The 8,812-nt window shown below is 67.7% G+C and carries 9 protein-coding genes; 6 read left to right on the top strand and 3 right to left on the bottom strand.

What is annotated here, in order from left to right; genetic code table 11:
• Window positions 1-303: 303 nt before the first annotated feature.
• From argG to K8V84_RS22845, 5 genes are all read left to right on the top strand, one after another.
• Window positions 304-1,749 (top strand): argininosuccinate synthase, encoded by a 1,446-nt coding sequence (gene argG / locus K8V84_RS22865; protein WP_304078558.1) that lies wholly within the window; start codon window positions 304-306, stop codon window positions 1,747-1,749.
• A gap of 151 nt (window positions 1,750-1,900) precedes the next feature.
• Window positions 1,901-2,332, top strand: coding sequence for a Fur family transcriptional regulator (locus tag K8V84_RS22860; protein WP_304078556.1), 432 nt, complete (start codon window positions 1,901-1,903; stop codon window positions 2,330-2,332).
• A gap of 226 nt (window positions 2,333-2,558) precedes the next feature.
• Complete coding sequence (locus tag K8V84_RS22855) at window positions 2,559-3,479, top strand: crotonase/enoyl-CoA hydratase family protein (protein WP_304078554.1); 921 nt, start codon at window positions 2,559-2,561, stop codon at window positions 3,477-3,479.
• Window positions 3,476-5,083: a class I adenylate-forming enzyme family protein gene (locus tag K8V84_RS22850; protein ID WP_304078552.1), complete on the top strand. Its 1,608-nt coding sequence runs from the start codon at window positions 3,476-3,478 to the stop codon at window positions 5,081-5,083. The genes K8V84_RS22855 and K8V84_RS22850 overlap by 4 nt, the downstream gene beginning before the upstream one ends.
• 88 nt (window positions 5,084-5,171) lie before the next feature.
• Window positions 5,172-5,762: a TetR/AcrR family transcriptional regulator gene (locus tag K8V84_RS22845; protein WP_304078550.1), complete on the top strand. Its 591-nt coding sequence runs from the start codon at window positions 5,172-5,174 to the stop codon at window positions 5,760-5,762.
• 63 nt (window positions 5,763-5,825) lie between these two features.
• Here the strand turns inward: K8V84_RS22845 and K8V84_RS22840 are convergent, their stop codons facing one another.
• The gene (locus K8V84_RS22840; RefSeq protein ID WP_304078548.1) at window positions 5,826-6,797 is read right to left on the bottom strand and encodes a bile acid:sodium symporter family protein; all 972 of its coding nucleotides are present in this window, start codon (window positions 6,795-6,797) and stop codon (window positions 5,826-5,828) included.
• A gap of 76 nt (window positions 6,798-6,873) precedes the next feature.
• Between K8V84_RS22840 and K8V84_RS22835 the strand changes: the two genes are divergently transcribed.
• A complete protein-coding gene (locus K8V84_RS22835; RefSeq protein ID WP_304078547.1) occupies window positions 6,874-7,785 on the top strand; it encodes a LysR substrate-binding domain-containing protein in 912 nt (303 codons plus the stop codon).
• Here the strand turns inward: K8V84_RS22835 and K8V84_RS22830 are convergent.
• Window positions 7,763-7,969, bottom strand: coding sequence for a hypothetical protein (locus K8V84_RS22830; protein WP_304078545.1), 207 nt, complete (start codon window positions 7,967-7,969; stop codon window positions 7,763-7,765). The genes K8V84_RS22835 and K8V84_RS22830 overlap by 23 nt on opposite strands.
• A 247-nt stretch (window positions 7,970-8,216) precedes the next feature.
• A complete protein-coding gene (locus K8V84_RS22825) occupies window positions 8,217-8,420 on the bottom strand; it encodes a CsbD family protein (protein WP_304078544.1) in 204 nt (67 codons plus the stop codon).
• Window positions 8,421-8,812: the final 392 nt, after the last annotated feature.

The following is an 8,812-nucleotide window of genomic DNA, read 5'->3' as shown; positions in this document are numbered from 1 at the left end:
GCGGCGACGTCGATGCCGTCGGTCGAGGTACCGCAGGACACACCGATGACGATCATGGGGCTCCTACTTCGGGGTGATAGGGGGTGTCCGGTGCCGCTCGCGGCCCCGACTCCGGCCCGCACCGTTCGGAGAACTCACCGTGTGCCACCGATATACCGTCCGTCGCCGACCCGTCAACCTTTTCCGGGGCCAGGTCGACGAACGGCCGGCCCGGGTGGGATCGGACCGTGGGATGACCAGGCTCACAGCATCGTTTCGCGATCCGAATTGCATGTTCATTCATAAGGGTGCATGCTTATATGCATGTCCAAGGTACTCACTTCCCTTCCCGCCGGCGAGCGCGTCGGAATCGCCTTCTCCGGAGGCCTCGACACCTCTGTCGCGGTCGCGTGGATGCGCGAGAAGGGTGCCGTCCCGTGCACCTACACCGCTCACATCGGCCAGTACGACGAGCCCGACATCGAGTCGGTGCCCGGCCGCGCCACCGCCTACGGGGCGGAGATCACCCGCCTGGTCGACGGTCGCGCCGCCCTGGTCGAGGAGGGGCTGGCTGCCTTGGCCTGCGGCGCCTTCCACATCCGTTCGGGTGGTCGCCCCTACTTCAACACCACGCCCCTGGGCCGCGCAGTCACCGGCACCCTGCTGGTCCGCGCCATGCTCGAGGACGGCGTGCAGATCTGGGGCGACGGCTCCACCTACAAGGGCAACGACATCGAGCGGTTCTACCGCTACGGTCTGCTCGCCAACCCGTCCCTGCGCATCTACAAGCCGTGGCTGGACGCCGACTTCGTCAACGAGCTCGGTGGTCGCAAGGAGATGTCGGAGTGGTTGGTCGAGCGTGACCTGCCCTACCGGGACAGCACGGAGAAGGCCTACTCCACCGACGCCAACATCTGGGGCGCCACCCACGAGGCCAAGTCGCTGGAGCACCTCGACACCGGTATCGAGATCGTCGACCCCATCATGGGTGTCCGTTTCTGGGACCCCGAGGTCGAGATCGTCCCCGAGGACGTCACCATCGCCTTCGACAAGGGGCGTCCGGTCGGCATCAACGGCAAGTCCTTCGACTCCGCCGTCGATCTGGTCCTGGAGGCCAACGCCATCGGTGGTCGTCACGGTCTGGGCATGTCCGACCAGATCGAGAACCGCATCATCGAGGCCAAGAGCCGCGGCATCTACGAGGCCCCCGGCATGGCGCTGCTGCACGCCGCCTACGAGCGTCTCGTCAACGCCATCCACAACGAGGACACCCTCGCCGCCTACCACAACGACGGTCGCCGCCTGGGCCGTCTCATGTACGAGGGTCGCTGGCTGGAGCCGCAGGCCCTGATGATCCGCGAGTCCCTCCAGCGCTGGGTCGGCACGGCCGTCACCGGTGAGGTCACCCTGCGGCTGCGTCGCGGTGAGGACTACTCGATCATGGACACCACCGGCCCGGCGTTCAGCTACCACCCGGACAAGCTGTCCATGGAGCGCACCGAGGACTCCGCGTTCGGTCCTGGCGACCGCATCGGCCAGCTGACCATGCGCAACCTCGACATCGCCGACTCCCGCGCCAAGCTGGAGGACTACTCCCGGCTCGGCATGGTCGGCAGCGAGCACCCGACGTCGATCGGCGCCGCCCAGGCGGCCTCGACCGGCCTCATCGGCGCGATGCCCGAGGGCGGCGCGGAGGTCATCGCCTCGCGCGGTTCGGTCGACGAGGACGAGTGGCTCGACCACGCCGCCATGGAGTCCGGCACCGACTAGCCTCACCCCTGGCACTCACGGCGCCGACCGCCCCGAAGGTCACGGGGCGGCCGGCGCCGTCCGTCCCTCGGCCCCGACCGAGACCGAGGGGATGCCCGATGGAAATATCCCATAACTTGACTGACTCCAGAAAACTCTGCACACTGGAAGTATGCCAACCCCTTCGGATTTCGAGCACATGTTGCGCGAGTCCGCTCTGCGGGTGACGGGCCCTCGGATAGCTGTGCTCTCCGCCGTGCACGACAACCCGCACGCGGACACCGAGTCGATCATCGACGTCGTGCGCGGGAAGCTCGGCACGGTCTCCAACCAGGCCGTCTACGACGTTCTCAAGGCGCTGACCTCCTCCGGCCTGGTGCGACGCATCCAGCCCCAAGGAACCGTCGCCCGGTACGAGACGCGAGTCGGGGACAACCACCACCACGTCGTGTGCCGCTCCTGTGGAGCCATCGCCGACGTCGAGTGCGCCGTCGGTCACGCGCCCTGTCTCACCGCCTCCGACGGACACGGGTTCGCCATCGACGAGGCCGAGGTCGTCTACTGGGGTGTGTGCGGCGAATGCTCTCCGGCAGGGGCCGCCTGACCGCTCCGGCGCCCGAGCCCTTCCTGAGTCATCCCGGCCCCTCCCGCGAACACGCGCGGGAGGGGCCGAGTCGTGTGCGTCGAACGCTCCGCGTCTGACTCGCGAGCCGTGTCGATGGGGCCCACCATGTTCTCGACCTGGGGGAACAGCCCTCTTCATTTCATTGACAGTCTGGACGGACTGTGAAAATGTCAGAGGTGTCACTCCAGGCGAATGAGGTGTGTCCATGACATTCAGCGGCAACACGGTCGGCTATGACGTCCGCGAGCATCGTGCCTACATCACGTTGAACCGTCCGGATCGATTGAACGCGATCACGGCCGAGATGGCCCGGGAGATCGCGGAGGCCGTCGCCGCGGCCAACGAGGACGCATCGGTGCGCGTGATCGTGCTGAAGGGTGCCGGACGGGCGTTCTGCGCCGGCTACGACCTGAAACTGTACGCCGAAGGCGGCCAGGACCACCAGGGCGCGGTCTGGGACCCGATCGAGGACTTTCGCTCGATGAAGGCCAACACCGACCACTTCTTCTCGCTCTGGCGGTCGGCCAAACCGACGGTCGCGCAGGTCCAGGGATACGCGGTCGCGGGCGGAAGCGACATCGCCCTCTCCTGCGACCTGGTCGTGATGGCCGAGGACGCCGAGATCGGTTACATGCCCGCGCGCGTGTGGGGCTGTCCCACGACCGCCATGTGGGTTTACCGCCTGGGGGCCGAGCGAGCCAAGCGCATGCTGCTCACCGGCGACACCATCGACGGCCTTCAGGCCAAGGAATGGGGGCTGGTCCTGGACGCCGTGCCCGAGGACGAACTCGAGGCCACCGTCGAAAGGCTCGTGGACCGTATGGCCGGTGTCCCCATCAACCAGCTCGTCATGCAGAAGATGATGATCAACCAGGCCTACGACAACATGGGCCTGCAGAGCACCCAGAACCTCGCCGTCCTCTTCGACGGCATCACCCGTCACTCACCCGAGGGCCGCTGGTTCGTCGACTTCGCCCAGGAACACGGCTTCGCCGCCGCCGTCCAGTGGCGCGACACCGGCCGCTTCATCCCCGACGGCGGTGGTCCGCTCCCCGAAGAGGACGAGATCGCCGAGATGCGCCGCCGGCTCGCCGAGAAGGACGCCGCGAAGGAGGACCACCGATGACGCACCTCACCGAATCCCTGTGGCCGGCGGACACGAGCCGACCGATCAACGACGTCACGGTGGGCGAGCTGCTGCGAGGGGCCGCCGCCGAGGCGCCCGACAAGCTCGCCCTGGTCTCGGTCGCACCCGAGCGCGAGGCCCGCACCTGGACCTATGGTCGACTGCTCGACGACGCCGAACGCGCGGCTGCGTGGCTGCTCGACCGTTTCCGTCCGGGCGAGCACGTGGCGGTCTGGGCGCCGAACGTTCCCGAGTGGCTCGTACTCCAGTACGGGGCGGCGCTGGCCGGACTCGTACTCGTGACCGTCAACCCCGCCCTCCGTAACGCCGAACTGGAGTACGCGCTCGACAAGTCGCACTCGGTCGGGGTCTTCCACGTCGACGACTTCCGTGGCACCGACATGGCGACGCTGATCGAGAGCGTGCTGCCCGAGGTGCCGGCGGTCCGTGAGGCCGTCGCCTTCACCGGCTGGCTCCAGGAGGTGCGTGCCACCGACAGGCGCACCGACCTGCCGGTGGTCGACCCGCAGGCGCCCACACAGATCCAGTTCACCTCCGGCACCACCGGTCGCCCCAAGGCGGCGGTACTCGCGCACAGGGCCATGGTCACCAACGCGATCGACGTGCGTGAGCGCTGCGAGGTCCCCCGGGGCGCGACGTTCGCCACCGCCCTTCCCCTGTTCCACACCGCGGGGTGCGGCCTGGCCGGAATGGGTTCGGTCCACCAACGGGCGACCCTCGTGCTCGCGGAGATCTTCGACCCCACCACGATGCTCACCGCCATGCAGGACCACCGGGCGGAGATCTTCGGCGGTGTCCCCGCCATGTTGCACGCGCTGCTCGCGCACCCCGACGTGGCCGGCTTCGACCTCGGATCCCTGAAGGTGGTGATGTCCGGTGGTGACGCGGTACCGCCGTCCCTGGTCGAGGCCTGGGAGAAGCTCTGCGGTGCCACGGCCAGCGCGGTCTACGGCCAGACCGAACTGAGCCCCATCATCTGCCAGACACGACCCTCGGACGGCCGTGACGACAACCTGTTCACGGCGGGTCGGCCGCTTCCCAACATCGATGTGGCCGTCCTCGAACCCCACACCGGTGCGGTTCGGCCGATCGGGGCCGAGGGTGAGATCTGCGTTCGCGGCTACTCGCGCATGATCGGCTACCTCGACATGCCGGAGGAGACCGCGCGGACGATCGACGCCGAAGGATGGCTGCACACCGGGGACCTCGGACGGATGGACGCACGCGGGTACGTGACGGTCACCGGACGACTGAAGGACATGATCATCCGTGGTGGGGAGAACATCTACCCACGGGAGATCGAGGAGGTGTTGGCCGGACACCCGGCCGTCACCGGAGCGATCGTGGTCGGTCTGCGGGACGACAGGTGGGGGGAGAGCGTGGCCGCGGTCATCCGCCCGGACCCGGAGCGGCGGGTGCCGACCGCCGAGGAACTGCACGACTACCTTCGCGAACGTCTGGCACCCCACAAGACGCCCAAGAGGTGGTACGTCGCCGACGAACTGCCGATCAACGCGATGGGCAAGCTCCAGAAGTTCCGTCTCCGTGACCAGATCGCCGCCGGCGAGCTGCGGGAGCTCTGATCACGGGTCCGGGTGGCCCTGCCGAGCGGTCGGTGGGGCCGCCCTCCCACGCCGCTCGGCGTGTTCACGGGCCGTTAGGGTGTGGGGCGTGAGTGGTCTGACCCGTAAAGAGCAACGCGCGAGAACCCACGAAGTGCTCCTCGACGCGACGATCCGCTGTCTGGTGACCCACGGTCACGCGGGCACGACCACGCAGAGGATCCAGGACGAGGCGGGGGTCTCTCGGGGCGCCCTGCTGCACCACTTCGGTTCGAAGTCGGAGCTGCTCGTGGCCGCGATCCACCACATCGCCGATATGCGCCTGCGGGAGTTCGGTGAACTCGTCGCGGACCTGGGCGAGGGACACGAGGCCCTGGAACAGATGGTGAGGGCCATCCGGTCGGTGATGGCGGGCCCGCCGTTCCAGGCGGCCATCGAACTGTGGACCGCTTCGCGCACCGACGCACAGCTCCGTGAGGCGCTCCTGCCCGCCGAACGCAGACTCGGCTCCGCGCTCCGCGACCTCTTCAACCGGCATTCGGGTATCACCGACCCCCGGGCGGCCCAGACGGCCTTCGAAACCCTGATGGCGCTGGTGCGCGGACTCGAACTCACACGCATCATGCGCACCGACCCGACCCTGGAGGATCGGATCATCGACGACTGGCTCGATCACGTCGCCCGGCTCCGGGACCGGTGACCGACCCCGTCAGAACGCTTCGGCGCTGGTGAGGCGGGTCGAGCACAGGTCGTGCCCTCCACCTCACGCGGGCGCCGGAGCACGGGAGGCCGCCCGGCGGGCGATCACCGCGCAGACGAACAGCTGGATCAGGTGGAAGATCATCAACGGCAGCACGTACATCCCCACCTGTTCCGACGGGAACAACAGGATGGCCATGGGGAGACCGCTCACCTGGCTCTTCTTCGAACCGCAGAACATCAGGACGATCTGGTCGGCCCGCTCCAACCGCAACACGTGCCCCAGACCCGTGAACAGGGCGAGCACGACGGCCAGGAGCACACACGAGACCAGGACGACCACGAGCAACTGCGCGGGCGGGACGATCTGCCACAGCCCCTGCGTCACCCCGACGCTGAACGCCGCGTACACCACCAGCAGCACGGATCCCTGGTCGACCACCGACACCGCGCGAGAGTGCTCCTTCAGCCACGCCCCGATTCGCCGGTGCAGAAGCTGACCGGCGACGAAGGGCACCACGAGCTGCCCGAAGATCCCGAGCAGCGATTCCGGGGTGATCTCCACCGCCGAACCCAACAGGAAAGCGGCCAGCAGCGGGGTGAGCACCACCCCGAGCACGTTGGAGATCGACGCCGAGCTCACCGCCAGAGCCACGTTGCCACGGGCGATCGAGGTGAACGCGATGGAGGACTGCACGGTCGACGGCAGGATGCACAGGAACAGGAAACCCGTGGCCATCACCGGGTTCAGCACCGAGGACGGCAACGCCACGATCCCCAGACCGAGCAGTGGAAAGACCAGGAACGTGCAGGCCAGCACGAGCAACTGGAAGCCCCAGCGGGAGAACCCTTCGCGGGTCTGCGCGGGAGAGAGCTTGGCCCCGTGGAGGAAGAACAGCAAACAGATCGCCACGACCGTGATGTGGTCCAAGGCCTCCGCGGCCACGCCGCGTGCCGGCGCCAACGTCGCCACCACGGGCAACAGCAGCAACAGAAGCAGGAACGGGTCGATGACGCGACGCAGACGGGAGAGCATGCGTCCACTCTCCCGGCCGAATGGTCATTCGGAAACAGAGATACCGTACTGACTGTATTCAGTTAACGTGAAGACCATGCGCAGCGAACTCGACCTGGTGCGGGTACGCACCTTCGTCACGGTGGCCGGACAGCTCAGTTTCTCCGGTGCGGCACGGCGACTCGGCCTGAGCCAGTCCGCGGTGAGCCAACACGTGCGGCGCCTGGAGACCACGATCGGGCGGACGTTGCTGGAGCGCGACACCCACACCGTGCGCTTGACGGCGGCCGGAGAGGCCTTCCTGGGATACGCCCAACGCATCCTCGACCTGAGCGACGAGGCGATCGGCGTCGTGGTCTCCTCCGAGCCGCGTGGACGGGTTCGGTTCGGTGTCTCCGAGGACTTCGCCCTGACCCGCCTGCCGGACTTCCTACGCCGCTTCCGCGCGCTCCACCCGTACGTCGACCTGGAGTTCACCGTCGAGCTCAGCGTGACGTTGCACCGCCGGCTACGGGCCGGGGAACTCGACGCCGTACTCGCCATGCGCCTGAACGCCACCACCGGTGTGGACGCCTTTCGGCCACGGATCCTGTTCCATGACCCGCTGGTGTGGGTATCGGCCCCCGACGTCCGCGTCGACGAGGACGAGCCGGTCCCCTTGGTGCTCTACCCCAGGCCCAGTCTGACCCGCGACGCCGCGCTGGACGCATTGATGTCCGCCGGGCGCGCGCACCGCGTGGCCTGCACCTCCGGGAGCCTGAGCGGACTCCGTGCGGCGGCCCTCGCCGGACTCGGCGTCATGCCCTTCGCTCGCTCCCTCATCCCGGAGGGGCTGGTCCACCGGGACCACGGGCTGCCCGAACTGCCCGAGACGGCCTTCGTGCTGATGACCCGAGGCACCACGTTCCCTCCGGCCGTGCGGGCACTCGTCGAAGCGCTCCAGGACGACCACCGAGAACTGCGGGGCTACGGGGAAGGAACAGCACTCAGCGGCGGGGCCCTCCCGTGACCTGCGCCGCCAGTACGACGGCGTCACTCTCCTCGACCGGACGTAGAGATCCGACCAGCGCGCGCAGCTCCGCAAGGTCGGCGCCCTCCCGCGATTCGATCTCGACGAAGACGCCCGGCAACCACTCCAGCAGTACGAGGAGGTCCAGGTGGTCCCAGTGGCCCTCCTTCTCCTCGAAGAGCATGACGGCGATCGGGCCGTACCCGGAGGGTGGGTGAGAATCATCGGGGGAGCCGGTGGAAGCGGGGAGTCCACGGTGTGATGGCCTCCACAGGGCTGGGCGGGACACGGTGAGCGGGCGTTCGAACCGTGGGATGCGCGGACCGACTCGTCGGGTTCCGCTTCATCCCAACGAAGAGGCCGACCCGAGAGTCCGGGCCGGCCCCTGTACGTCTGCGTGGGCTATGGGGTAAGTGGTTCGGGGCGTGAGGTCAGCGTTTGCCTGCGCGCAGGTCGCGCACGGTTCCACGGACGCTGTCCTTGAAGTTCGAGGTACGCCGGATGGCCTTTCCCTTGAACTGTTCGAAACGGCCACGGGAGCGCATCCGGGAGTTCCCCGTCGCCCGCCCGGCCAGTTCCCTGACCCTGCCGCGTACCTGGGTGGCGCTGCCCCTGAGTTTCTCCGACCGGCTCATGAGCCCTCCTGAAGGATCGGTGGCGTCGCTTGCCTGTCTCACCCGGTACCTGCCACTTCTGTGGGATTTCATGCGGACATGCCCCGGAGGAATGGGCGTGGCATGGCGCACACTCGCGCTCCGATCGTGCGTCCATTGATTGGCATGAGTGGAGGTTTTGAATGGGATGCGAGCGCCTGAACAGCGCGGTTATCGGATAGGGGTTCAAATAGCTGTTCAGGAATCTACTCGAAGGGCTGGAGAGGCCCTTGGCCTGGAGGAATGAGCATGTGGTTCCGCGGTGATGCGCTTCGGGTGAGGGGTGAGGGGTCGGTGCGTGGAGCGTCTCAGGTGGGTGGTCTTGGGGTTGTTGGGCGGGGTGGGGGTGGGTTCTTCCTCCTTCCCCGCCGCGT

The organism is Nocardiopsis listeri (assembly GCF_020741345.1).
GTDB classification, from domain to species: Bacteria; Actinomycetota; Actinomycetes; order Streptosporangiales; family Streptosporangiaceae; genus Nocardiopsis; species Nocardiopsis listeri_A.
Note: the sequence above shows the minus strand (reverse complement) of the source record. Positions and strands in the feature narration are given on the sequence as shown.

What these genes read in the sequence shown, in the direction of transcription:
- argG (WP_304078558.1), top strand. Translation starts at nt 304, where the DNA reads ATGTCCAAGGTACTCACTTCCCTTCCCGCCGGCGAGCGCGTCGGAATC.
- K8V84_RS22860 (WP_304078556.1), top strand. Translation starts at nt 1,901, where the DNA reads ATGCCAACCCCTTCGGATTTCGAGCACATGTTGCGCGAGTCCGCTCTG.
- K8V84_RS22855 (WP_304078554.1), top strand. Translation starts at nt 2,559, where the DNA reads ATGACATTCAGCGGCAACACGGTCGGCTATGACGTCCGCGAGCATCGT.
- K8V84_RS22850 (WP_304078552.1), top strand. Translation starts at nt 3,476, where the DNA reads ATGACGCACCTCACCGAATCCCTGTGGCCGGCGGACACGAGCCGACCG.
- K8V84_RS22840 (WP_304078548.1), bottom strand. Translation starts at nt 6,797, where the DNA reads ATGCTCTCCCGTCTGCGTCGCGTCATCGACCCGTTCCTGCTTCTGTTG.
- K8V84_RS22835 (WP_304078547.1), top strand. Translation starts at nt 6,874, where the DNA reads ATGCGCAGCGAACTCGACCTGGTGCGGGTACGCACCTTCGTCACGGTG.
- K8V84_RS22830 (WP_304078545.1), bottom strand. Translation starts at nt 7,969, where the DNA reads ATGCTCTTCGAGGAGAAGGAGGGCCACTGGGACCACCTGGACCTCCTC.
- K8V84_RS22825 (WP_304078544.1), bottom strand. Translation starts at nt 8,420, where the DNA reads ATGAGCCGGTCGGAGAAACTCAGGGGCAGCGCCACCCAGGTACGCGGC.